The following is a 24358-nucleotide window of genomic DNA, read 5'->3' as shown; positions in this document are numbered from 1 at the left end:
GATCAACCCTTCACTGCGCCGGCGGCGATGCCGCGGACGAAAAGCCGTCCCGACACGAAGTAGACGATGAGCGGCACGAGACCCGTCAGGATCGTTGCCGCCATGTTGACGTTGTATTCCTTCACGCCCTGGACGGAATTGACGATGTTGTTGAGCTGCACGGTCATCGGATAGGTATCCGGCCGGGTGAAGACCACGCCGAACAGGAAGTCGTTCCAGATGCCGGTCACCTGCAGGATCATCGCGACGACGAAGATCGGCAGCGACATCGGCAGCATGATCCGCAGGAAGATCTGCCAGAAGCCCGCCCCGTCGACACGCGCCGCCTTGAACAGTTCCTCCGGCAGCGACACGAAATAATTGCGGAAGAGCAGCGTCAGGATCGGCATACCGAAGATCGAATGCACGATGACGAGGCCGGTCAGTGTGCCGTAGATGCCGATTTCGCGCAGGATGATGACGATCGGATAGATCATGACCTGATAGGGAATGAATGCCCCGATGATGAGGATTGAGAAGAAAAGCTCAGAGCCTCTGAAGCGCCAGTTGGCCAGCGCGTAGCCGTTCACCGAGGCGATCGCGATCGAGATGATGACCGACGGCACCGTGATGCGCACCGAATTCCAGAAACCGCGTGACAGGCCATCGCAGTTGAGGCCGGTGCAGGCCTGCGCCCAGGCTTTCACCCAGGGTTCGAAGGTGACCTCCACCGGCGGCGAAAAGATGTTGCCGAGCCGGATTTCCGGCATGCCCTTCAGCGAAGTCACCACCATCACATAGAGCGGCAGCAGATAGTAAAGCGCTGCGATGATCAACGTGCCGTAGAGCATGATGTTGCGCGCCGACAGTGCCGGGCGTGGCCGGGGGCCGCTGGGGCCTTCGCCGAGTTTTGGTGCAACGGCGTCCATCCCGGCAACAACCGTGTTGAGCGTTTCTATATCAGCCACGTTTGCGCCCTCCGCCGAATTCCAGATAAGCCCATGGAACGATGATGATCGCGACTGTGACGAGCATCATGGTCGAGGCAGCAAAGCCCTGCCCCAAGTTCTGCGCCTGGAACATGTAGTCGTAGACATATTTCGCCGGCACTTCCGAAGAGATGCCCGGCCCGCCCGATGTCTGCGCGACCACGAGGTCGTAGACCTTGACGATGCCGGAGGCGATGATCACGATCGTCGTGATGAAGACCGGCCGCATCATCGGGATGACGATGAAGAGATAGGTCCTCCACATCGGAATGCCGTCCACGCGCGCCGCTTTCCAGATGTCCTCGTCGATCCCACGCAGGCCGGCAAGCATCAGGCACATGACGAGACCCGTTCCCTGCCACAGCGCAGCAATGAGAATGCCGTAGATGACGATTTCAGGCGTATAGAGCGGATTGAAGGTGAAACTCGTCCACCCGATCGAGCGGACCACCGCCTGAATACCGAAATCGGGGTTCAGAATCCATTGCCAGACGAGGCCGGTCACGATGAAGGACAGCGCGAAGGGATAGAGAAAGATGGTGCGAAAGGTGTTTTCGAAGCGGATTTTCTGGTCCATCAGCGCGGCGAGCATGAAACCGATGACCAGGCTGAAGATCAGCGAGAGGATGCCGTAGACAGCCAGATTCTCGATCGCTGTCACCCAGCGGGGTGCCGCCCAGAGGCGCTGGTACTGATCGATGCCGACAAAGCTCAGCCGCGGAAGGAGCTTGGAATTTGTGAAAGAATAAAAGATCGTCCAAAACGTGCCGCCGACAAAGATCACCAGCGCTGTCAGGATCATCGGGATGGACGCAATCTTGGCATTCAGATTGCGCAGCAACTTGTTTGGCCGGCCTGCTCGCGCTTGACCCGTCATAAACACTTCTCCTCAATCGCAACTGCGACAACTAACAGAACGGCAAGGCGCCGCCTGTCGTCTCCACCTCTGAAACCTGCTGAAGATACCAGAGAGACGCCGCCGCCCGCCGGACCATCACCGACCGTCCGGAACGATCCGGCCCCGATGGGAGCCGGACCGCAAGGGCAGCGAATCTGCTGATCAGTCAGCAGAAGCGATGATCCCGGCGAAACGCTTCTGAGCGTCTTCCGGCGTCATCGACGGATTGGCGAAGAATTCGGAGAAAAGGTCTTCCTTCTGCTTCTGGCTGTCGGCCGAAAGCAGCTGGTCGGTGCCTTGGATCACGTTGCCCTTGGCCAGGATGTCGAGACCCTTCTTCATGCAGTCGTTAGCGGCAGCGAGATCGACGTCGCCGCGAACCGGCAGCGAACCCTTTTTCAGGTTAAAGGCAACCTGGGTCTTGGGATCGAGCAGGGTCTTGGCAAGCACCGCCTGCGCCTTGGACTTTTCTTCGTCCTTCAGCAGCGGGAAGTAAAAGGCGTCGCCGCCGGTCGAGATGATCTCGTTCACGCCGAGGCCCGGGAGGCAGGTATAGTCGGTACCGGCCTTCTGACCGGCGAGCGCGAACTCACCCTGTGCCCAGTCGCCCATGATCTGGCCGCCGGCCTTGCCTGTGATGACAAGGTTGGTGGCCTGGTTCCAATCCTGGACGTTGCTGCCTTTGGCCATGCGCCGAGCGTCGTCGGCCGCCTTGAACACCTTGGCGATTTCAGGACCGGCGGCAACTTCCGCATCCTTGTCCTTGAAGACCTTGTTGAAGGTATCCTTGCCGGCAACCGCGACCATCAGCACGTCGAAAGCGCCTGTCGCCTGCCACGGCTGACCGCCGACGGCGAGCGGAATGATGCCGGCCTTTTCGAGAGCCGGAGCCGCAGCGACGAACTCATCCCAGTTCTTCGGAACTTCGACGCCGGCCTTCTTGAAGGCAGCGTTCGAAAGCCACAGCCACTGCCAGGAGTGGATGTTGACGGGAGCGCAGTAGATCTTGCCGTCGATGGTGCAGGAATCGAGCAGGCTCGACGGACGAATGATATCCTTCCAGTGCTCGGCGGTCGCCACGTCGGTCAGATCGCGCATCAGGCCGGCCTGAACTAGTTCCTCGGCCTGGCGGCCATGGTTGAACTGAGTGGCACCCATCGGATCGCCGCCGGTGATGCGGCTGATCATGATCGGACGGGCAGTGCCGCCGGAACCGGCGATAGCACCGTCGACCCAGTGGTTGCCGGTGGCGTCGAATGCCTTTGCCAGCTCGGCGACGGCAGCGGATTCACCGCCCGAAGTCCACCAGTGCGTGACTTCGAGATCGGTGGCGTTGGCGGCGCCGAACGGAAGCGCGACCGAGGCGGCAAGCATGGTCGCCAATATACGGATTTTCATGAGTTCTCCTCCCTCACTGAAACGTTGCCGGAAAAACTTAGATCAATCGATTTCTCCACGCAACTGCCCGCAGGCAAATTTTTCCGCGATAACGGGAATTGCTACTTTTGGCTGTTTCCATCAGAGGCGCCGCATCCCCTGAAGCGATATTCAGTCGGCCGGTCTCGCACATGCGTTTTCAATTTAGCCATTTGAATTTACATAATAATTTTACATGATATATTTAGCCGAGCGATTTAGCCTCTTCGCAATCGCAAAAAAACAGAGCACGAATTGGCGATTCAACCTATGCGTATGATGCTGCAATGCACACAACAAAAAGCACTCGACATTTCTACTGTATCGTTACAGATTGCATTCCTCAGGGAGGTGCGATTTTGGCATGCGGCGGGCTTACGACGCTGGAAAAAGCCTCTATAAGCGTCACCAATTCGCGCAGGACGGCCTAAAGGGATGGAAAACAAGGGAAATTTCGGGAACGCGGCATCGACGCCGGCAGCGCGCGAGCGCCCGACGTTGAAGACGATCGCCTTCATGACCGGCCTTGGCGTGACGACGGTGTCGCGCGCGCTGAAGGATGCGCCGGATATTGGGGCGGAAACCAAGGAGCGCGTGCGCATGGTCGCCCGCCAGCTCGGCTACCAGCCGAACAGGGCAGGTGTGCGCCTGCGCACCGGCAAGACCAACGTCATCGCCCTTGTTCTCAGCATCGACGAGGAGATCATGGGCTTCTCGAGCCAGATGGTCTTCGGCATCTCCGAGGTGCTATCCGGCACGCCCTATCATATCGTCATCACGCCGCATTCCCACAGCAAGGACCCGATGCTGCCGGTGCGCTATATCCTCGATACCGGCTCGGCCGACGGCGTCATCATCTCCCGCATCGAGCCGGACGATCCGCGCGTAAAGCTGCTGAGCGAGCGCGGCATGCCCTTTGCCACGCATGGGCGCACCGATGCGGGTCTCACGCACCCCTTCCACGATTTCGACAACGAGGCCTTCGCCCATCAGGCCGTGGAAAAGCTCGTCAAGCGCGGCCGGCGCCGCATCGCCCTGCTGCAGCCGCCGAGCAAGCTCACCTACTACGCCCACATCCGCATCGGCTTCCAGACCGGCCTGCATGATTACGGCGCCGAGGAAGTGCCGTTGCGCGTCAACACCGACGCACCGCTCGCCGACATCCGCGACATCGTCGAGGTGATGATGCGCTCGGCCAACGCCCCTGACGGCATCGTCTGTTCGGCCGGCAGTGCTGCAATCGCCGTCAATGCCGGCATCGAGGCCGCCGGCAAGGCACTCGGTCGCGATCTCGACATGGTCTCCAAGCAATCGGTGCCGATCCTGAACTGGATCCGCCCCGAGATCATCACCGCCCAGGAAGACGTGCGCCAAGCCGGCCGCGAAATGGCCAAAGCCGTCATCGCCCGCATCGACGGCGTCGAACCGGAACTGCTGCAGAGCGTAAGCCAGCCGACCTGGCCGGAGAGCAGCAGGTAGGCGGTCGGTTGAGGGAACGGATCGTCGGGCCCAAATCCGACGATCAGCTTTGGATCATCACAGGTCGTCGACGACGAAATTCACCAGTCGCCCCGGGACCAGAACTTCCTTGACCACCGTTTTGCCGTCGAGTAAGGCCATGACGGAAGGTTCGGATCGCGCTGCTGCAAGCAGCGCCTCGCCGAGATCGGCGGCGGCTTCGAAGCGGTGGCGAACCTTGCCGTTGATCTGCACGACATATTCGCGGGTCTCCATCTCGATCATTACAGGATCGAAGGTGGGCCAGGAAACCCATGTCAGTGTTTCCCCGTGACCAAGCTTGCTCCACAACTCCTCCGCAATGTGAGGCGCAAAGGGTGCGAGCAACAGCACGAATGTCTCCACCACTTCGCGCGGACGCGCTGCTTCCGACGTCAGTGCGTTGGCCAGTTCCATCAGCCGGGAAACCGCGGTATTGAACCGAATTGCTTCGATATCCGCCGTCACGGCCTTCACCGTCTGGTGGCGCAAGCGCAGAAGCTGCGGGCTGGGAGCCACCTCCAGCACCACTGGAGACAATCCGTCGCTCTCGTCGCAGACAATACGCCAGGCACGCTCCAGAAACCGACGCACGCCGATCACGCCAGCGGTCTGCCAGGGTTTTGCCGCGTCCAGAGGTCCCATGAACATCTCGTACAGGCGCAAGGCGTCGGCCCCGAACTGATGGACGACATCGTCGGGATTAACAACGTTCAGCTGCGACTTCGACATCTTCTCGACGGCGCGCTGCACTTCGACCGGCCCAGCGAACCATCTACCCTCCTTGCCGACGACGGAAGACGGCTCGTAATACCGGCCTGCCGCGTCGCGGTAGGAATGAGCAAGGATCATGCCTTGGTTGAACAGCCGCTGGAACGGCTCTTCCGTCGAAAGGACGCCGATGTCGTAAAGCACCTTGTGCCAGAAGCGGGCATAGAGCAGATGCAGGACCGCGTGTTCGGCGCCGCCGACATAGAGATCGACCGGCATCCAATAGCGCTCGGCTTCGCGCCCGACGGGTTCGCTGGTGTTCTCCGGATCGAGGAATCTGAGATAATACCAGCAGGAGCCCGCCCATTGCGGCATCGTGTTGGTCTCCCGCCGTGCCGGAATGTCGGTGCCCGGCACGATCGTTTCGACCCAGGCCTGCGCACGGGCAAGCGGCGGTTCGCCATCCGGCGTCGGAGCGTAGTCGTCCAGTTCAGGCGGCAGCAGGGGCAGGCATTCCTCGGGCAGCGGCATCACCGAGCCGTCCGCCAGATGCAGCACCGGGATCGGCTCGCCCCAGTAGCGCTGGCGGGAGAACAACCAGTCACGCAGGCGATAGATGACCTTAGGCCAGCCTGCGCCGCTCGCCTGCATCCAAGCGATCATAGCTTTCCTAGCCTCCGGCGAGGCCAGACCATTCAGGAAGCCGGAGTTGACTATCGTCCCCTCGCCCTCATAAGCCGCCTTTTCGATATCGTCCTCGCTGTCGATCACGCGAATAAGCGGCAGCTCGTGCGCATGGGCAAAAGCGTGGTCGCGCGCGTCATGAGCCGGCACCGCCATCAGGGCGCCGGTGCCGTAGCCAGCCAGCACGTAATCGGCCACCCAAACCGGCAGCCGGGCTCCGTTGGCAGGGTTGATCGCATAGCGCCGGTGAAGACGCCCGTCTTCTCGCGCCCGGCATCGGCCCGCGCCGTCTCTTCCAATCCTTCGGCCTCGGCAATATAGGCGGCCACCGCCTCGCGCATTTCCGGCTCGACGATGGCGGCAACTGCTGGATGCTCCGGCGCGAGCACGATATAGCTTGCTCCGAACAGGGTCTCGGGGCGCGTCGTGAAGACGGTGATGACCTCTTTGCCGTGCTCGAGCGGAAACCGGATTTCGGCGCCCTCGGAGCGTCCGATCCAGTTGCGCTGCATGGTTTTCAGGTTTTCGGGCCAGTCGAGGCCGTCCAATCCCTGCAGCAGCCGATCGGCATAGGCCGTGATGCGCAGCATCCACTGGCGCATCCTGCGCCGAATGACGGGATCGCCGGTCTCGACATAACGCCGGTCCTTGACCTCCTCGTCGGCAAGCACCGCGTTCTGGGCCGGGCACCAGTTGACCGCGACCTCCGCCTGATAGGCGAGGCCCTTCTCTAACAGCTTCAGGAAGATCCACTGCGTCCAGCGCACATAAGCGGGGTCGGTCGTGGCAAACTCACGACTCCAGTCATAGGAGAAGCCCAGCCTCCGCACCTGCCCGCGAAACGTCTCGATATTGCGCTTCGTCGTGATATCGGGATGCACGCCAGTCCGCATCGCGTGGCGCTCCGCCGGCAGGCCGAAACTGTCCCATCCCATCGGATGCAAGACATTGAAGCCGCGCATGCGTTTGTATCGGCACATGATATCAGTGGCCGTATAGCCGAGAGGATGGCCGACATGCAGGCCCGCACCGGACGGATATGGAAACATGTCGAGTGCGTAGAATTTCGGTCTGGCCGGATCGATTTCCGCTCGGAAGATATGGTGGTCCGCCCAATGGGCCTGCCACTTCGGTTCGATCTTTGTGGGATCATAAGGCATGAATTACTCCTGGCGCCGGCCGGCTTTGCGGCGGCGTGTCCTGAAAAATGGAGGCGTTCTTTGGTTCAGGAGCAGCTACAGCTGCCGGTGCTCCGGTGACGTCCGGCAGCCGCGGCTAAGTCGAAGCACGTGCGGAGTTGCAGCAAGCAATCTCATTACCGCCTGCAGAACGGAAAAAGCACAATACGGCTTGGGAAACGATTTGATGTCCATGGATGGTAACTCAGGCAAATAAACGGAAAGCAAACGACAGCGTCGACCCGGCTCCGATCAGGAGGCCGTGGTCATAAGTCGTGTACCGCTTCTGCGGGCGATTGGTGCTTGAGTTGCCATAGTCACAAGCCAAGAGTGCCCGATAAGATCGCTCATGCCAAGAGTGTATTGCACGAAAAGCTCCGTTCAGATCCGCCAGGTTTCTTACCAGCTGATCGGAGCACCGCCGCGATCTTCGGATGACTGCCTCGCCCGCCGCGTCACCGCAGGATAGCGCGGTGGACGGATGGCGCCAGCGACTAGATGATCAGGGTGTGCCGCATCGGCTCGAAAAAGCCCAGATTGCCCGCCATCTCAGAGACAAACCACAGGGGAATCGACAGGATGCAGCAAAACGGTGTGCCCTATTTTAGCCAGTGGGAAACACCGGGCATGACGTTGCCGGTGCTTGCCCAGGGATCGCAGGCCTTGCTCAGCGATCCGCTCTGGCGCCATTCGGGAGCCGCGACTATCGAGGAATATGCGCGCTGGGCGGTCAATGTCTGCGGCATGGCCTGCCTGAAGATGATCCTTGCCGCCCGCGGCGAGATCCATCCGACACTCGAGCTTGCCCGCGCCTGCACCGCCTATGGCGGTTATGTCGTCAACGAGATCGATGCCTCGATCAAAGGGCTGATCTATGCGCCCTTCGTCCGCTTCGCCGCCGCCCGTTTCGGCCTCGGCGCCGAGACGGTGACCGGCGTCGAGACATCGGCCATTCTCGGGCTGCTGTCGAAGCGCCGGTTCTTCATCGCCTCGGTGAACTCGGGCATCCGCTGGCCGGAGCGCGAGCCGCCCTCGAAAGGCGGACACCTGGTGCTGGTGACGTCAGCCTCACAGGAGACGATTCGCTTTCACAACCCGTCCGGCCACGACAAAGCGAGCCAGGCCGATGTGACTCTGCCGCTTGCGGTCTTCGACCGTTTCTTCGCCAATCGCGGCATATCGGTCGACGCCTGACCCTATTCAACACCAGATCGTTTCGGAGGCTTTCATGACCCCATCCCCAAACAGGCTGCGCATTGCCGTTCTCTTCGGCGGCCGCTCGGCCGAGCATGAAGTTTCCGTGCTCTCGGCAACCAATGTCATGGGCGCACTCAAGCCCGAGAAATACGATGCTATCCCTATTTTCATCACCCGCGAGGGGCAATGGCTGCTGAGCAGTTTCGAGGACGGCATACTGGCGACGCCTTCATCGGGCACGGAAATCTGCCTGGTGCCGGGTGGGCGCGGCCGCGTGCTGGCAATCCCAGCTCGTGGGGCGCCGCATGACCTACCAAAGGTCGACATCCTGTTTCCTGTTCTCCACGGCCAGCATGGCGAGGACGGATCGGTGCAGGGTGCTGCGGAGGTGGCCCGCGTTCCACTCGCCGGTTGCGGCATCCTCGGCTCCGCCGCAGCGCTCGACAAGGACATCGCCAAACGCCTGCTGAGGGCGGCGGGCCTGCCGGTGGCGCGCGCGGTGACGATCCATGAGGGTGGCGCCCCTTCACTGGCAGCCTTGGAAGGCGAGCTTGGCCTGCCGCTCTTCATCAAGCCTGCGCGCCAGGGATCGTCGGTCGGCGTTGCCAAAGTCCATGCCAGCCAGGAATTCGCGCCCGCCCTTACTGAGGCCTTCCGCCACGATCGCACGCTGCTCGCCGAGGAATTCGTGCGCGGCCGTGAGATCGAATTCAGCGTATTGGAAGATCCAGCAGGAGAACTCTTTGTCTCCCGGCCGGGCGAGATCGTGCCGGCGGAAAGCCACGGTTTCTATAGCTACGATGCCAAATATGTCGACGAGAAAGGTGCGGCGCTGAAAGTGCCGGCCGAACTGCCGCAGGAGATCGAGACCGCCATGCGCGACGTAGCCGCGAGAGCCTTCAGAGCGGTCGGCTGCGATGGCATGGCCCGCATCGACTTCTTCCTGACGGCCGACATGCAGTTCCTCGTCAACGAAATCAACACCATCCCCGGCTTCACCGATATCAGCATGTATTCCAAGGCCATGGCGGCAAGCGGCGTCACCTATGCCGAAATCATCGACCGCCTAGTGGACCACGGCCTGGCGCGCGCCCGCCGATCCGCCTGAGACGGGAGCTTGATCATGAACAGGTCGGTCTTGATTTCGGGATGTTCCGGCGGTGGAAAATCGACACTGCTTGCAGAACTTGCCGCCCGCGGTCGTGCCATCATCGAAGAGCCCGGCCGGCGGATCGTCAAACAGGAACTCGAGGGCGACTGCGCAGCCCTGCCCTGGGTCGACATGGCGGCCTTTGCCCGCCGCGCAATCGAGATGGCGATGGCTGACTACACGACGGCGCGTGAGCAGGCCGGCTGGACGTTCTTCGATCGCGGGCTGATCGATGCGGCGGCAGCGCTGCAGCACCTGACTGGAGAACCGGTCCTGGAAAAATTGAGCGCCGCCCACCGCTATCATCCGAGGGTTTTTCTCACGCCGCCGTGGCCCGAAATCTATACGACCGACCCCGAGCGGCGCCATGGCTTCGACGAGGCGGTCGCCGAATATGATCGACTTGCCGCCGTCTATCCGAAGCTCGGCTACGACGTTGTCACGCTGCCGAAAATCGTGGTCGCCGACCGCGCGGATTTCATCCTCGACTGCCTCTCTCGGGAAACGAGGCAGCAGTAGACGACATCGTTAGATGTGTTGCTCAGCCGCCCGCCTTCTCAAAAAGGGTTTAGGGCCTGCGAAAAACGCACCACTGGAACGACTGCCGGCCACCGCCGGGTGTCGTGTGTTCCTCCCGCCAGTCACGCTGAAGCGCGAAGGTGGACGAGAATTCGGTCGTAAGCGCCACCGCGTCGTAACGCTGGACCGGCAAGCCGCTGCACCGTTCCGGCCCGTCCGGCGCGAAGGTCGCGATAATCACGACGCTGCCTGGCGCTGTGCCGGTTTCGAGCGCGCGGCGGTAGGCCAGCCGCTGCTCGGGCTCGGTGAGGAAGTGAAAAACGGCGCGGTCGTGCCACACATCGTAGTGGCGGTCGGGTTGCCATGACGTGACGTCGGCAACCACCCAGGCGATGCGGGCGGCTTCATCCCGCAGCCGCGCCTTGGCGACTTCGAGCGCCGGCGCAGCGATGTCGAGGACGGTGAGGTCGGACCACCCGCGCTCGACAAGACGGTCAACAAGGCTCGATGCGCCGCCGCCCACATCGATCAGCGAGGCCGTGGCCGGCAGTTGCAGCTCGTCAAGCGCCCGCAAGGAAGGCCCGGGCATCGGCTGATACCAGCTGACGCTGTCGGCAGATTTCGTGCGGTAGACCTCGTCCCAGTGTTCCCGCTTCTCGCCTGTCATCCGATATCCCCATCTCTTGCCGAGCCCGATATCCTACAGCGCCGAGCGTCTTTTCAGACGCGCAAAGGACGCTGTAGCACTTTGAATTAAGCAGTAGCTGATCAACATGTAAGAACTGAGACGTCTGCAACCAATCGCAGTGCGCCCAAGACCATGTTCCGCGTTTCAGGACGCGAGGTGACGGCAAACGAGATCGGCAGGCTCCGTTCGGGGTGCTGTGGGATCGAGACGCGCGCCCAGCCGCTCCGCAACGGCAACGGATGCCGCATTGCCGGGAGCGATATAGCTGACGAGCAACGGCAACTTGAGCGTCGCGAAGGCCCAGTTGCGCAGCGCGAGCGCCGCTTCGGTCGCATAGCCTCTGCCTTCGTATGCCTCATAGACGAACCAGCCCAGTTCCTTTTCGGGAAAGAGTGGTCCGTGATTGATCCCCACCTGACCGACGCATTCGCCGGTTTCGCCAAGCTCGATCGTCAGCGCTCCGTGCCCGAAAAGCTGCCACAGAGCGACGTCGTGACAGAACATTCCCCAAGCCGCGCGCAGATCGAACGGGCCGCCCATTCCGACGGATCGCGGCGAGGCCATGATCTCAGCATAGGCGGCGAAATCGCCGATATCAGGCATGCGGAGCTTGAGACGCTCGGTTCGAATGGTCACCGTGCCCGCTTCGGACATGTCGTCACCTTCCCTGTCAGCTTGGGTCTGGAGTTTCGGCCGTTGAACGGAATATTCTAGCTTTCAAATGCCGGAACGAATTGCAACGTCCCGCTTGGTGGAGATCCCCGAAAGACAATCCTCTGCACGAGCCGCGTATCGAGGTCGAGATACTTCCTCAACCGCCATAGTTCACAGGTGCTATGCAGGCAAAGTCGAAGACCAGCAAGCCGGGCTCCCCCAGCGGCAGTTGCGCCACGACTTGCCCTTGCCGGTTCAGCACCGCCGTCGGTCCCCAGGCGATGCGCCCATTGCGCTCACCCGTTACGTCGGACGATATCAGCCACAGACCTGTCTCGCAGCATCTTTCGCCGCGAACGGTATTATGCATCTGCTTGAATATTTCCGCCTTTCCCCGTGGCATCATGTTGTTGGAGAGGCATACGATCAGCGACGCGCCAGACGCGGCGGCCTTTGCCGCTGCTTCGGGAAAATTCGTGTCGTAGCAGATGTTGATTCCGAAGCGCAGGGCACCGATCGCAAAGAGCGGGCTCTCCTTTCCTGCCTCGAAAGCCCGTTCGCCGCGCAGCAGGTGGGTTTTCCGGTAGCGGCCGAGGAGGACACCGCGCTCGACGACGATGGCGGTGTTGAACAATCGCCCATCATCGATCTCGATCAGCCCCATCACCAGTACCGGTCCCGACTTCGGCAACCGATCGAGGACCGCCGCGAACTCGGCCGATGCCAGATCGAGGGCAACGCGCCGCGCCGATGCTTCATCGGTCAGGTAGCCCTGGAGAAAACCTTCGGGAAAGACCAGCAGGGCCACGCCATCAGCCTCGGCGAACGCCGCGACCCTAACCGCATAATCCATTGCCGCCTCGACATTCTCCCGAAACTCCGGCGTCTGGGCGGCGGCTATCCGAATGCTCGTCACTTAGACCTCCGGGTTCTCGGCCGCGGCATCTCAGCAAGAGGCCCGGCACTGTGGCCGGGCCTCTTCTTGAAAATCGGTGAACCTCAGAAGGTCGAGGCACCGCTGCCCCAGGGGCCGTGGTGGAAGTCCTTACCATCAAGGCGGTCGAAGCCGTGGGCGCCGAAGAAATCGCGCTGTGCCTGGATGAGGTTTGCCGTTCCCCTGCCCTGGCGATAGGCGTCGAAATAGGTCAGCGCCGAGGTCAGTGCAGGAACCGGCAGGCCTGCGGCAATCGCGGCGCCGACGACGCGGCGAAGCGCCGGGATCGATTCCTTGACCATGTCGGAGAAGGCTGGCGTGACGATCAGGTTTGCAGCGTCAGGTGCCTTGGTGAAGGCCGAGGTGATCTCGTCGAGGAACTGCGAGCGGATGATGCAGCCGGCGCGCCAGATCCGGGCAATCGTCGGCATCGGCAGCGACCAGTTGAACTCGCGCGATGCTTCCGCCATCACCGCGAAGCCCTGCGCATAGGCGCCGATCTTAGCGGCGAACAACGCCAGTTCCAGATCCTTGTTCAGCGCGGGGCCGTAAGTAATCGGGAAGGACACAGCCTGCGTCCCGAAGATCTTTTCGGCGGCTTCGCGCTGCGACTTCATCGAAGAGAGACTGCGGGCGGCGACGGCGGCTTCGATCGCCGTTGCCGGAATGCCCATGTTCTGCGCCTCGATCGCCGACCACTTGCCGGTGCCCTTCTGGCCGGCCTTGTCGAGGATCATGTCGACCATCGGCCCGCCGGAGACCGGATCGGTGGCGGCAAGCACCTTCTCGGAGATTTCGATCAGGTAGGAGTTCAGCCGGCCTTTGTTCCATTCGCCGAAGATGCCGGAAATTTCGGAGGCGCTCTTGCCGAGGCCGTCGCGCAGGATGCCGTAGATTTCGGCGATCATCTGCATGTCGGCATATTCGATGCCGTTGTGGATGGTCTTGACGAAATGGCCGGCGCCGTCATTGCCGAGCCAGGCGACGCAGGGCTCGTCATTGTAGCGCGCGGCAATCGAGGTCAGCACCTTCTCGACGCGCCTCCAGGACTCTTCGGTGCCGCCGACCATGATCGACGGGCCATGGCGCGCACCTTCTTCACCGCCGGAAACACCCATGCCGATGAAGGTCAGATCGGTATTCTTCAGCCGGTCGAAGCGGGCGACGGTGTCGCGGAAATTGGCGTTGCCGGCATCGATCATGATGTCGCCCTTGGAGAGATGCGGGCGCAGCAGCTCCATCTGCTGGTCGACGGGCTCGCCCGCCTTGATCATGATGATGATCGGACGCGGCGGCCGGATCGCATCGACGAATTCCTCGATGGTCTTGCAGGGAATGATCTGCTTCTTCAGATCGCCGGCGCTTTCGTAGAATTCGTCGGTTTTCTCCGGCGTGCGGTTGAACACCGCAATTTTATTGCCTTTCTCCGCGATGTTGAGCGCCAGGTTGGAGCCCATGACCGCAAGGCCGATCAGTCCGATTTCTGCCTTTTCCACGACAAACCTCCGATGTGTCATTTGGACCGGTGTTGTGGCACTGTCTCGGTCAAACGGCAAGTCTCGCAAGGGTCTAATCGGTTCGCAAATGCCAATGAAATGAGGCTTGCAATTCCCTCGCTTGTCCGACAACCCGCCGGCGCCCGCCCAATCCGAAGCCGCAAGTTTTTCGCGCGTCCCGCCCGCAATGCCCAATCTCATGGTATCATCAGTGCCTCGGGAGATATCGCATTGGCATCGGGAAAACGAAAAGAGACGGCTCTCCTGGCGGCCCGCGCCGGCTGCTACCGTGAGTCTATGCCGCCGCCGGCGCTGCGACGCCATTTCAGCCGACTCTGGTCGCATGCGCTGCATGACGGACCGCCGGCAATGGTGGCGATCGTGCCGGACGGCTATTGCGATCTTCTCTGGATCGACGGCCGGCTGGTCGTCGCCGGCCCCGACAGGGCGGCGGCCTTTCCCGTCATTCGGCCGGGCGCGACTGTCATTGGCGCACGTTTTGCGCCCGGCGCCGCAGCACCCTGGCTGAAGACGCCGCTCTCGGCGCTAGTCGGCTGCTCGGTGCCCCTTGCCGACATCGGCCGGAAGGACACCGCCGAATTCGAAGCGCAGCTTGCGGATAGTCCCGACCCCTCGGCCGCGACGGCGCTGTTTGGCCGCCTGCTCGAAGAGGCCGCGCGCGATGCGGAGGAGCCCGCCCGCGACGCCGCCATGATCTTCGCCGCCGCCAACAGCACTCGCCCGGCGTCCGGTCTGCTCGACAGGCTCGGCATGAGCGAAAGGCAGTTGCGGCGCCGCTGCCACCACCATTTCGGCTATGGCGCAAAGACACTGGAACGGATCCACCGGTTCCAGCGTTTCCTCGACCTCTGCCGCAGGTCGGAGACGATGCCGCTTGCCCGTCTTGCGCTCGAAGCGGGCTTTGCCGATCAGTCCCACATGACGCGCGAGGTCGGCGAGCTCTCGACGCTGACGCCCGCGGTCATTCTCGACCAGCTCAGCTTGCGGCAAAGAGCCGACTGACCGTTTTGTTCAAGACGCTGCCGGCCGGTTCGTTATTCTGACGAAACGATGACAGGGACCTGCAGCCGATGACGACAATGCCCGCGAAAATCATCCACCTGTCGATCGAGCGCGACTGGCGCGACGTCTATGACTTCGCCGGCAAACCGGAGAACATGCCGCTCTGGGCTTCCGGCCTTGCGACCGGCCTCGAACGGCACGGCGCCGACTGGATCGCCCACGGCGCTCTTGGCAGCGTCAAGGTGAGCTTCGTGCCTGCCAATGAATTCGGCGTGATCGATCATACGGTGACGATCGAATCCGGCCTCAGGGTCTATAATGCGCTGCGCATCGTGCCGAACGGCGATGGCTGCGAGGTCATGTTCACGCTGCTGCGTCTGCCCGGCATGACCGACGCGCAGTTTTCCGCCGATGCCGCCCATGTCGAGAAGGACCTCGCCATGCTGAAAGCCCTGATGGAGAGATAGATGGCCGAGAAGACAGAAAACCACGATCGCCGCATCGACTATGTCGAATTCAACGTCGCCGACATCGCTGCCGCCAAAGCCTTTTACGGCTCGGCCTTCGGCTGGCGTTTCACCGATTACGGCCCGAACTATTGCGAATTCGACGATGGCCGGCTGAAGGGAGGCTTTACCGATTTCGGACCGGTGCGGACGGGCGGCGGCCCGCTGGTCGTCGTCTATGCCAATGATCTGGAAGAAGTGCTGACCTCAGTCGAAAGAGCTGGCGGCACGATCTGCCGGCCGATCACCGATTTTCCCGGCGGCCGTCGCTTCCACTTCCTCGACCGCGATGGTTACGAGCTCGCCGTCTGGGCGGCGGCTTAACCAGACTACCCAAGGTAGCCGAGTTGGTCAGGCTGCCTAAGGCCGCCGACCGGGATCAGGCAGCCTGCGACAGCCGATCGAGATCTTCCATGACGAGCAGGGCGCCGATCACCGTGCCGCCCGCATCGCGCAGCGGCGACATGCGACAGCGCACCTGCCGCGACCCGCCGCTGCCTGCCGAGCGCTCATAGGTATAGTCGATCTGATCACCGGCAAAACAGGCGTCGAGCTTGTGCTTGGCGCATTCGGCAAACCGCTCCTCGCCGATGAATTCGGAAAGGTGGCGGCCGATGAGTTCCATCGGCTTCCTGTTGAGATGGGTGCTGTTGGCTGGATTGGAATAGAGGTAGCGATAGTCCCTGGTCAGCACCGCCACGCGATCCGGCAGGCTCTCGAGGATCACCGCGTTGAGGAACTGACCGTTATCGGTATCCGGCACATAGGCCGGCGGCGGCTCGATGCGCACATCCTGCGGCGAAGGCACGCGCCAGTCCGGCCCATGCGCCCCGAAATAACGGTCGAGCAGGTAGGAAAGCACCGACGTGTGCTCCGTGACGCTGGCGCTGTCGTCGGCATCCTGGCTGATCAGATGGCTCACAAACTGCAGCTGCATGTAAACTTCGAGCAGATTGACTGCCCGGCAGGCGAGGATTGCCTCGACCAGCGGCTCGACATGACGGTCGAGCGCCGTGACGCGCCGGTCGTCGCCCAGGCGTATGGCTTCCTCGATTTGCACGCAACGCAAAGAAAAAGCTCGAAAAAGCTCCAGCAAGACGACTCCACTCCCATTGTCCCAAGAGACGAGTCCGAAACCTCACATGGCTGCATTTCCCAAAAATGCACCTTCCGGTAGACATTATTCGCGTCTTGGTGGTGACGAGTAACATGAAGCGCCCTCAGTTTCAATCCGAGGGCACCTGCCGCTTTTCACCGCTGATAAATGAGGGTGGACGTTTTTGCAGCATGATGCCGAAAGTGTGAGCGGTTTTCGCCAGACATCACGCTCAAACTATTATTTTAGATCATTCTGTTCTAAGGCGCGAGCGTCTGCTTGATCTGCCAACGGTCATGATACCAGAGCCACTGGTCCGGATATTCCCGCACCCAGCTCTCTACCTTGTCGTTGAGCAACTGGGCGGCGGCCGGCAGGTCGAGATTACCCACGGCGTCGCGCGGCATATCCAGCCGCGGCTCGATTTCCAGCCGGTAGCGATTTCCCGGCAGCCGGATGCAGCGCGCCGGATAGACCTCGCAGTCGAACTGGCGCACCAGCTTCGGCAGCAGCGGATTGGTCTTGACCTCGCGTCCGAAGAAGGTGCCCTTCAGCCCCTTGCGGAATTTCTGGTCGACCAGCACGCCCACGCCCTGGCCCGCTTCCAGCTGACGGGCAAGCGCGAAGGATGAGCCGGCATGCGACGGCACCAGCTTGCCCATCCGCGCGCTCCTGAAGTCGAACACCTTCTTGGCGACATAAGGATTGTTCGGCGGCCGAAAGAGCACCGTCACCGTCAACCCGAAGGCAGCACCCGCCACCGGCAGCAGCTCGAAATTGGCGGTATGGCCGGTAAAGACGATGAAGGGTCGCGGATTATCGCGCAGGTCGAGGAAGATCGGGACGCCCGACACCTCCACCCTGCCCGGCTCCGATTTTTCGGGATCATAGTCAAACAGCTGGTCGAGGAAGACGTATTCGGCGGCAAGCCGGCCCATATTGCCCCAGCTGGCGAGTGCGATCTCCTCGATCTCGGCCTCGCTCTTCTCAGGGAAGGCATTGCGCAGATTGGTCAGCATCAGTCTGTGGCGGCTGGTCAGCCGGCCGAGGCGGCGCATCATCCTGTCGGCGAAGCGGATCGCGCCATCGGCCGGAAACAGCTTCAGGAAATTCAGGAAGCCGAACATCACCTGCGCCACCAGCCATTGCTGGAAATTCCTGAGCGCCAGAACGATCCGGGTGATGAACAGTTTCACGCAGTCAATCCATCTTCAGGATGATCTTGCCGAAGATCTGCCGCGATTCCATCCGCTCCAGCGCCCGGTCGATATCGCTGAAGCTGACCTCGGTATCGATGACGGGATGGACGAGCCCGCGGCCCATCTTCTGCATCGCATCCGCCATGTTCTCCATGCGGCAGCCGAAGGAGCCGAAGAGCTTCAGCTGCTGCTGGAACAGCATCATCAGGTTCATCTCTGTGGAAACGCCCGAGGTCGAGCCGCAGGTGACGAGGCGCCCGCCGCGCTTCATGCAGAGCATCGAGCCCGCCCAGGTGTCCTTGCCGACATGTTCGAAGACGACGTCGACGCCCTTCTTCTTGGTGAGTTTGCGCACCACGCCCTCGAAACGGTCGGTGCGGTAGTTGATGACGTGATCGGCGCCAAGCGCCTTGGCCCTCTCGATCTTATCGTCCGAACCGACCGTGGTGATGACGGTGCAGCCGATCTTCTTGGCGAGCTGGATCGCCGCCGTGCCGATGCCGGAGCCGCCGGCATGGACGAGGATCGTCTCACCCGGCTCAAGCTTGGCATTGTCGAACAGCATATGCTCGACCGTGCCGAAGGTGACGGGCGCTAGCGCCGCGCCGATCGCGTCGACGCCGGGAGGGGCCGGCACCAGCAGGCGCGCCGGCAGGTTGACCTTCTCCTGCGCAAAGCCGTCAAGATGGAAGCCGTGCACGCCGGAGACATGTTCGCAGAGATTGTCGCGGCCTTCGCGGCAGGGGCGGCAGAGGCCACAGGTGCGCGCGCCATAAATCGCCACCAGCTGGCCCGGCAGCACATTCGCGACGCCCGGTCCGATCGCTTCGACGACGCCGGAAGCTTCCGCACCGATGACCAGCGGCATCTTGCGCTTGGCAAATGCCATGCCGCGCCAGCCCCAGACGTCGATATGGTTGAGCGCCACCGCCTTGACGCGCAGCGTCACCTCGCCGGCACCTGGGGCATCCGGTTCCGGCAGATCGGTGATCTCAAGCTTGCGGTCGTCGATCAGTTGCAAAGCGCGCATGGCAAAATCCCTCGCCTTGAAGGCGTTCTTCTTGTCATAAAATTGTCGGGAACCGCTTAAGCCGGTTCGAGCGCCATGACAAGGCTGGCATTCTGCCCGCCGAAGCCGAAGGAATTGGAAAGCACGGCTGAAACCTGAGCTTCCCGCTTCTTGTTCGGCACGACATCGAGAACGATCGAAGGATCGGGGTTGTTGTAGTTGATGGTCGGCGGCAGCGTTCCGGTCAACATCGTCTGCAGCGAGAACACTGCCTCGACGGCGCCCGCCGCCGTCAGCGTGTGGCCGATCATCGACTTGTTCGACGAAACCGGAATGCCGACGATCCGTTCGCCGAAGACGGCGGACATCGCCCCATACTCCATCTTGTCGTTCTCCGGCGTCGAGGTGCCGTGCGCATTGATGTAACCGATGCCGCTCTCGTCGATGCCGGCATCGGCAAGCGCCGCGCGGATCGTCGCGATTGCCGGGCCGCCATCGGGCGAAGACCGGGTGCGGTGGAAGCTGTCGGCCTTGTCGCCGGCGCCCTTCATGATGCCGAGCACTTTGGCGCCGCGGGCGACTGCTGATTCCAGCGATTCCAGCACCAGGGTCGCAGCACCTTCGGCGATGACGAAGCCGTCACGATCCTTGCTGAATGGCTTGGAAGCTTTGGGCGGCGGATCGTTCTGCGTCGAAAGGGCTGAGAGCAGCGAGAAGCGGATCAGAGCTTCGGCACTCAGCGACCCGTCGGTCGCGACCGTCAGCGCGCGATCCGTGCGGCCCTGGCGGATTGCCTCGATGCCGAGCTGGATCGCCGTGACGCCGGAGGCGCAGGCGGTCGACAGCGTCACGGGCAGGCCGCGGGTGCCGAACCGGTCGGCAAGGCGCTCGGAAATAGCGCCGAACAGTGCTGCCTCATGGAAGGCCGGGTCCGGACGCTGGCGCAGCGCCGTCAGGAATCGCTCATAAGCGTCACCCGGATGGTCGGAGCCCGGCGAACGGTCGGCAAGTTCGAAGCGCGCGCTCCACTCCGGCTCGATCGGCGGAGCGGCGAGGAATAGCGGGCCGTTGAAATCGCCGGAAAGGCCGGCATCGGCGAGCGCCTCGATCGTCGTTTCGCGGGCAAAGGCATAGGAGCGCTCGACGGCGTTCGGCACCGGGATGCCGATGAAATCGACGGTGCCGGCGATCCGCGTCGACAGGCCCTCGGTCGGGAAGCGGTTGATCTCGTGGATGCCCGACGTGCCAGACGAAAGCGCTGCCCAGTTGTCGCTGAGGCCCTGACCGAGCGAGGTGATGATGCCCATGCCGGTAACAGCCACGATCGGACGGCCGAGGTGATCTCTATAAACGGAAGCTGTCATATCTCTCACTCCTCACGCATCTGCGGAAAGAACGGCAACGCCCTCGCCGCGCTGGTGTCCGACCGTGGTCACGACGGCGGCGGTGGCGCCTGCCCGCATCGGCGCCTCATGGGCGGCATCGAAGGGCGGAACCTTGACCTTGCCATCGACGGCAAGGGCTGCGAGCGCCAGACCGAGCGTGAACTGCGTCTCGATCGTATGGCCGGTGACCCCGCCGAAGCCGCGGATCGCAACGTCGGGCAATTGATGTTCGAGCACCGCCCGCTCGCGAGCGGCAAGATCGTGCATGCCGGTCGATCCGGAAAAAATCGCCGTGCTCTCAGTGGCAAGCCCTGCAGCCGGTGCCAAAAGCCGCTCCAGCCGAACTTCGAGATTGCCGGAATTGCGGTTGCCGCGGTCGCCCTCGACCGCGTCGATGACGGCATAGATATGGGCGCCGCGGGCTCCAGCGTGTTTGCGCGATTCCAGCACCAGGAAGGCGCCTGCCGAACCGGTGATCATACCGCCGCCGTCGCTCAGCTTGCGCGACCAGAGCGGCACCCAGTCGCCGCGCGCATGAGCGCCGATCGCCTCGGTGAGCAGGATCATGTCAGGCCGCTCGGCCGCGAAGGCGCCTCCAACAAGTGCATGCGAGGATTCGCCTGATTTGATGCGGTAGAAGGCGGTCTCGACGGCGGATATGCCGGCTGCTTCCTCGCCCATGAAGGTGCGCGACGAACCGGTAACCTTGTGCACGATGGAGATATTGCCGGCGAGCAGGTTGGAAAGCTGGGCGAGGAACAGAGTCGGCCTCAGCTCGGTCGTCAGCTTCTCGTTTAGCAGCAATTCGCGGTCATTGCGCTTCAGCGCCTCATCGACGATCAATGTGTCGACATTGATATCGCGCTCGCCGCCGCCGGCCGCCACGATCATATCCATCGTGCCGCAGGCCTCGATATCGTCCTTGAAGCCGGCATCGTCGAGCGCAAGGCCGGCGGCGAAAACGCCGATGCGCTGCCAGTTCTCCATCTGCCGCTGGTCGCCGCGTTTGGCGATCTGCTGTGACCAGTCGATCTCGGGCAGCGGATGCACCGGGTAGGGCTTGAACTTCTCGGTCTCGACGATCGCCTTCGGGCTGCTTGCGGACGAAAGCAGCGCGATATGCGCATCCTTGCCGACGCCCTGACAGGTGACGATGCCGATGCCCGAGATGACGACGTCGTTTGCAGCCTTGCTCATCCAATCACTCCCTGCGCCGCGATCGCTTCGAGAAGCCCGATCTCGCCGGCACGTTTCTTCACGATATCGCCGAGCGGCACCTCGGAAAACGGCATGGTGCGCAGTTTCAATTGCGCATCGCAGACCTTCTTGCCGCCGCTGGTGATCTTAGCCTTGGTGACCGCGAAACCCGAACCGTCATGCTCGAGCACCGCCTCGATGTCGAGCACGGCTTCCGGTTCGACGAAAGTGCGCATCTTGGCGCCGTCGACCGTCATCAGGAAAGGCATGGCGGCAAAATTGGTGACGGCAAGCACCAGCATGCCGGAGGCCTGCGCCATGGTCTCGATCAGGAGCACGCCGGGAACGAGCGGCATGCCGGGAAAATGACCCTCGAAGACGGGGCTCTTGGCCGGCACGACGGATCGCGCCTTAAGCGTGCCCTTCTTCAGGTCCACCGCTTCGACGCGGTCAATCATCTGGAAATATTCCAGCAGCATTCGGATCCTCCGGCCCGACAGGCCAGATCCGCCCGCCGGTGATGCCTAAAGCGCATCTGGTTCGCACTTTAGGTCTTTGTTTTTATGCATGCCGTTGTCCCAAAACCGCTGCGCACTTTTGGGCGGCACGCACTAGTTAGGAACGAAACCGCCCGGCCGCCATATTCACGGCGGCAGGGCGTTCAAAAAAGACGGTTATGTCGCTCAGGCCTTGGCTGCTTTGAGCTCGTCAATCTTGGCGCAGAGGTTCTTCAGCACGAAGTATTCTTCGGTGGAAACCTTGCCTTCGTTGACTTCCTGCGTCCACTTTTCGAGCGGGATCTTGATGCCGAATTCCTTGTCGATCGCAAAGACGATGTCGAGGAAATCGAGGCTATCGATACCGAGGTCGTCGATCGTATGGCTCTCCGGCGTGATCGTCGCGCGGTCGATCTCGCTGGTTTCTGCAATAATGTCGGCAACTTTATCGAATGTAGCGGTCACGCGCTGTACCTCATGAAATGACGATTTAAACCCCCTCATAGGCAAATCCATTTCAAAAGCCAATGCTTTCGTCCCGGCGTCGCGGCAATTTGCCGGCTGGGTGTTGCCTAAACAGCAATGGAATGCCGGCATTTGCCGTCACCCGAACAGGCGTCGAAGCGGAAGGCGAGGCCTCTGTGGAAGGTCCGCCCGCCGGCAGATCGGAGAAGCCGTCCGAATCAAACCCATGGATGGCCCTCGCACCGGGGCAAGCGCGGTTCCCGACAAAACCCACGGGCGGGCATGCTTTGATCTAGATCAAACAGCGATCCCGGCAAAATTGATAATCCTCAAGCGGCGCTGGGGCATGCTGGCGATGCCGGACGCGCCAGTCGTGCCAGCCATACGAGGATTTCAAAAGGGATCAGGACATGGATATTGCCCGCAGCGAGCCTTTCGAGACCGGCACTCCCGTCGCTTGCGCTTCCTGCCAGGCGCGGCACGGCGCCGTCTGCGGCGCCCTGTCGAGCGGTCAATTGAGAGAGCTCAACCGCCACTCTCTGCGCCGCAAGATCGGGGCCGGCTGCGAGATCATCGCCCAAGGGTCGGAAAGCTCTTTCTATTCGAACATCGTGCGCGGGGTGGTGAAGCTCTGCAAGGTGATGCAGGACGGGCGCCAGCAGATCGTCGGCCTGCAATTCGCCCCAGATTTCGTCGGCAGACCCTTCATCCGTGAAAGCTCACTGTCGGCTGAGGCTGCGACCGATGCCGAAATCTGCGTCTTTCCCCGCAACCTGCTCGACCGGATGATATCTGAGACGCCGGACCTGCAGCGCAGTCTGCACGATCAGGCGCTAAAGGAGCTGGACGCCGCGCGCGAATGGATGCTGACCCTCGGCCGGCGCACCGCAGGCGAGAAAGTCGCAAGCCTGCTTTACCTGATCGCCACACACGCCGAACCGCAGACCGCCACGAGCACCGATTTCGACCTGCCGCTGTCCCGCGCCGAGATTGCCGATTTTCTGGGGATAACGATCGAAACCGTCAGCCGCCAGATGACCAGGCTGCGCAAGAGCGGCGTCATTCGAATCGAGAACTTCCGACATATCATCGTGCCCGACATGGATGAGCTGGAGCGAATGATCAGCGCATAGAACGCGGATCCGGGATCAGCGCGCAAAACGGATCAGATGCCGAATTCGGGGTCTGGCGCCGAGCCGAGATCAGCGCGTGATCACGACGCGGGTATTGGCAAGGCCGGCCTGTCGCGCCAGCGAGAAAAACTGGGCGGCGTTATCGGGATGCAGGCGAACGCAGCCATGCGAGGCCGGCGTACCCAGACGCTTCAAATCGAAGGTGGCGTGAACGGCGTAACCGCCGTTGAAGAACACTGCAAACGGCATCGGCGCATTGTCGTATTTGCGCGAGCGATGATCGCGCGACAGCCACTTGGCGCTCCACGAACCGGTTGGCGTGACATAGCCGTTGCGCGCCGTCGAAACCTTCCAGCGATACTTGACGAAGCCGTTCTCGGAAACGGTCATCATCTGGTTGCCGATGCTGACATTGGCGACCAGCGTTGCTGCCTCAGCGGCAACGGGAGAAAACTGCAGCAATAAACTTGCGGCCGCGGCCGCCAAAATCGTCTTCATCATAACCCCTCTTCGAACTCGCGCAGCTTAATTGCGCCCTCACGAAAGAGAGACTACGGCAATACTTATTATATTGCTTTAATCCGAATGGTAATCACAATTATAACGAGCGAAGCGGGAGCTGGCGCCGGAAGACAGCGGCGCCTGCCTCACTGGAGTTTGCGCGCCGCCGAAGGCTTCTTGAGTCCTTGGTAGGCCTTGTTCATCTTCTCGCGGATCGAGGCCATCGTGCCGAGATTATGCCCGCAGGCCGCACACGTGATGATGTCGGTCTCCCGGATCTCGGGCCGCTCGAACTTCATCTTGGTGCTCTTGCACTTCGGGCACGGTAATTCAACCTGAACTGTCATCGCTCTGCTT

Annotated in this window: 24 protein-coding genes and 2 pseudogenes; 8 read left to right on the top strand and 18 right to left on the bottom strand. The window is 61.8% G+C overall.

Annotated elements, in window-relative coordinates; genetic code table 11:
• Positions 1-2 precede the first annotated feature (2 nt).
• The 3 genes from ACS4RR_RS12800 to ACS4RR_RS12790 all read right to left on the bottom strand — a co-directional run bounded on the left by ACS4RR_RS12800 (position 3) and on the right by ACS4RR_RS12790 (position 3264).
• Complete coding sequence (locus tag ACS4RR_RS12800; protein ID WP_222387531.1) at positions 3-947, bottom strand: carbohydrate ABC transporter permease; 945 nt, start codon at positions 945-947, stop codon at positions 3-5.
• Complete coding sequence (locus ACS4RR_RS12795; RefSeq protein WP_456188875.1) at positions 940-1845, bottom strand: carbohydrate ABC transporter permease; 906 nt, start codon at positions 1843-1845, stop codon at positions 940-942. Before ACS4RR_RS12795 ends, ACS4RR_RS12800 begins: the two co-directional genes overlap by 8 nt.
• 183 nt (positions 1846-2028) lie before the next feature.
• Positions 2029-3264 (bottom strand): ABC transporter substrate-binding protein, encoded by a 1236-nt coding sequence (locus ACS4RR_RS12790; protein ID WP_222387532.1) that lies wholly within the window; start codon positions 3262-3264, stop codon positions 2029-2031.
• A gap of 453 nt (positions 3265-3717) precedes the next feature.
• Between ACS4RR_RS12790 and ACS4RR_RS12785 the strand changes: the two genes are divergently transcribed.
• Entirely contained in the window at positions 3718-4761 is a 1044-nt protein-coding gene (locus ACS4RR_RS12785; RefSeq protein WP_222387533.1) for a LacI family transcriptional regulator, read from the top strand.
• 60 nt (positions 4762-4821) lie between these two features.
• Here ACS4RR_RS12785 and ACS4RR_RS12780 read toward each other — a convergent pair.
• A pseudogene (locus tag ACS4RR_RS12780) lies at positions 4822-7334 on the bottom strand (class I tRNA ligase family protein); the annotation flags it as partial.
• A gap of 597 nt (positions 7335-7931) precedes the next feature.
• On the opposite strand from ACS4RR_RS12780, the gene ACS4RR_RS12775 reads away from it, so the two are divergent.
• From ACS4RR_RS12775 to ACS4RR_RS12765, 3 genes are read left to right on the top strand one after another with little or no spacing between them, the layout of a single operon-like run.
• Positions 7932-8546, top strand: a complete 615-nt coding sequence (locus ACS4RR_RS12775; protein WP_456188874.1) for a C39 family peptidase — start codon at positions 7932-7934, stop codon at positions 8544-8546.
• Between the two features lie 34 nt (positions 8547-8580).
• Positions 8581-9657, top strand: coding sequence for a D-alanine--D-alanine ligase family protein (locus ACS4RR_RS12770; protein WP_456188873.1), 1077 nt, complete (start codon positions 8581-8583; stop codon positions 9655-9657).
• Positions 9658-9672: 15 nt separating this feature from the next.
• A complete protein-coding gene (locus ACS4RR_RS12765) occupies positions 9673-10218 on the top strand; it encodes an AAA family ATPase (protein WP_456188872.1) in 546 nt (181 codons plus the stop codon).
• A gap of 49 nt (positions 10219-10267) precedes the next feature.
• Here ACS4RR_RS12765 and ACS4RR_RS12760 read toward each other — a convergent pair whose 3' ends face one another.
• The 5 genes and pseudogenes from ACS4RR_RS12760 to gnd form a co-directional block, all read right to left on the bottom strand.
• Positions 10268-10885, bottom strand: a complete 618-nt coding sequence (locus tag ACS4RR_RS12760) for a class I SAM-dependent methyltransferase (protein ID WP_456188871.1) — start codon at positions 10883-10885, stop codon at positions 10268-10270.
• Between the two features lie 165 nt (positions 10886-11050).
• Positions 11051-11560 (bottom strand): GNAT family N-acetyltransferase, encoded by a 510-nt coding sequence (locus ACS4RR_RS12755; RefSeq protein ID WP_456188870.1) that lies wholly within the window; start codon positions 11558-11560, stop codon positions 11051-11053.
• A gap of 56 nt (positions 11561-11616) precedes the next feature.
• A pseudogene (locus ACS4RR_RS12750) lies at positions 11617-11715 on the bottom strand (GNAT family N-acetyltransferase); the annotation flags it as partial.
• A 2-nt stretch (positions 11716-11717) separates the two neighbouring features.
• Complete coding sequence (locus ACS4RR_RS12745; RefSeq protein WP_456188869.1) at positions 11718-12476, bottom strand: carbon-nitrogen hydrolase family protein; 759 nt, start codon at positions 12474-12476, stop codon at positions 11718-11720.
• An 83-nt stretch (positions 12477-12559) separates the two neighbouring features.
• Positions 12560-14011, bottom strand: a complete 1452-nt coding sequence (gnd, locus tag ACS4RR_RS12740; protein WP_260111008.1) for an NADP-dependent phosphogluconate dehydrogenase — start codon at positions 14009-14011, stop codon at positions 12560-12562.
• Positions 14012-14221: 210 nt separating this feature from the next.
• Here gnd and ACS4RR_RS12735 point away from each other — a divergent pair, with 210 nt between their 5' ends.
• From ACS4RR_RS12735 to ACS4RR_RS12725, 3 genes are all read left to right on the top strand, one after another.
• On the top strand, positions 14222-15013 hold the full coding sequence (locus tag ACS4RR_RS12735) for a helix-turn-helix domain-containing protein (protein ID WP_456188868.1): 792 nt from the start codon (positions 14222-14224) through the stop codon (positions 15011-15013).
• A gap of 68 nt (positions 15014-15081) precedes the next feature.
• A complete protein-coding gene (locus tag ACS4RR_RS12730; RefSeq protein WP_017964657.1) occupies positions 15082-15480 on the top strand; it encodes a polyketide cyclase in 399 nt (132 codons plus the stop codon).
• Entirely contained in the window at positions 15481-15843 is a 363-nt protein-coding gene (locus tag ACS4RR_RS12725) for a VOC family protein (RefSeq protein WP_017964658.1), read from the top strand.
• A 55-nt stretch (positions 15844-15898) separates the two neighbouring features.
• On the opposite strand, the gene ACS4RR_RS12720 is transcribed toward ACS4RR_RS12725, so the two are convergent.
• The 7 genes from ACS4RR_RS12720 to ACS4RR_RS12690 all read right to left on the bottom strand — a co-directional run bounded on the left by ACS4RR_RS12720 (position 15899) and on the right by ACS4RR_RS12690 (position 22367).
• Positions 15899-16615 carry a PAS domain-containing protein gene (locus ACS4RR_RS12720; RefSeq protein WP_456188867.1) on the bottom strand — a complete coding sequence of 239 codons (717 nt, stop codon included), beginning with the start codon at positions 16613-16615 and terminating at the stop codon, positions 15899-15901.
• A 260-nt stretch (positions 16616-16875) separates the two neighbouring features.
• Positions 16876-17811 carry a lipid A biosynthesis lauroyl acyltransferase gene (locus tag ACS4RR_RS12715; protein WP_162117677.1) on the bottom strand — a complete coding sequence of 312 codons (936 nt, stop codon included), beginning with the start codon at positions 17809-17811 and terminating at the stop codon, positions 16876-16878.
• Positions 17812-17815: 4 nt separating this feature from the next.
• Entirely contained in the window at positions 17816-18844 is a 1029-nt protein-coding gene (locus ACS4RR_RS12710) for a zinc-binding dehydrogenase (RefSeq protein WP_138390969.1), read from the bottom strand.
• A 56-nt stretch (positions 18845-18900) separates the two neighbouring features.
• On the bottom strand, positions 18901-20187 hold the full coding sequence (locus ACS4RR_RS12705) for a beta-ketoacyl-ACP synthase (protein WP_260111012.1): 1287 nt from the start codon (positions 20185-20187) through the stop codon (positions 18901-18903).
• A 12-nt stretch (positions 20188-20199) separates the two neighbouring features.
• Complete coding sequence (locus ACS4RR_RS12700) at positions 20200-21405, bottom strand: beta-ketoacyl-ACP synthase (RefSeq protein WP_260111013.1); 1206 nt, start codon at positions 21403-21405, stop codon at positions 20200-20202.
• The gene (locus ACS4RR_RS12695; RefSeq protein ID WP_003540474.1) at positions 21402-21884 is read right to left on the bottom strand and encodes a 3-hydroxyacyl-ACP dehydratase FabZ family protein; all 483 of its coding nucleotides are present in this window, start codon (positions 21882-21884) and stop codon (positions 21402-21404) included. Before ACS4RR_RS12695 ends, ACS4RR_RS12700 begins: the two co-directional genes overlap by 4 nt.
• Before the next feature lie 204 nt (positions 21885-22088).
• Positions 22089-22367 (bottom strand): acyl carrier protein, encoded by a 279-nt coding sequence (locus ACS4RR_RS12690; protein WP_003540486.1) that lies wholly within the window; start codon positions 22365-22367, stop codon positions 22089-22091.
• 410 nt (positions 22368-22777) lie between these two features.
• Here ACS4RR_RS12690 and ACS4RR_RS12685 point away from each other — a divergent pair, with 410 nt between their 5' ends.
• The gene (locus ACS4RR_RS12685; protein ID WP_260111014.1) at positions 22778-23500 is read left to right on the top strand and encodes a Crp/Fnr family transcriptional regulator; all 723 of its coding nucleotides are present in this window, start codon (positions 22778-22780) and stop codon (positions 23498-23500) included.
• A 69-nt stretch (positions 23501-23569) separates the two neighbouring features.
• Here ACS4RR_RS12685 and ACS4RR_RS12680 read toward each other — a convergent pair whose 3' ends face one another.
• The gene (locus ACS4RR_RS12680) at positions 23570-24001 is read right to left on the bottom strand and encodes a L,D-transpeptidase (RefSeq protein ID WP_222387544.1); all 432 of its coding nucleotides are present in this window, start codon (positions 23999-24001) and stop codon (positions 23570-23572) included.
• Between the two features lie 146 nt (positions 24002-24147).
• Complete coding sequence (locus ACS4RR_RS12675; protein ID WP_018074603.1) at positions 24148-24348, bottom strand: ECs_2282 family putative zinc-binding protein; 201 nt, start codon at positions 24346-24348, stop codon at positions 24148-24150.
• Positions 24349-24358: the final 10 nt, after the last annotated feature.

Source organism: Rhizobium zaerense, from assembly GCF_051810725.1.
GTDB classification, from domain to species: Bacteria; Pseudomonadota; Alphaproteobacteria; order Rhizobiales; family Rhizobiaceae; genus Rhizobium; species Rhizobium leguminosarum_I.
This window is presented reverse-complemented; position numbering and strand designations above follow the sequence as displayed.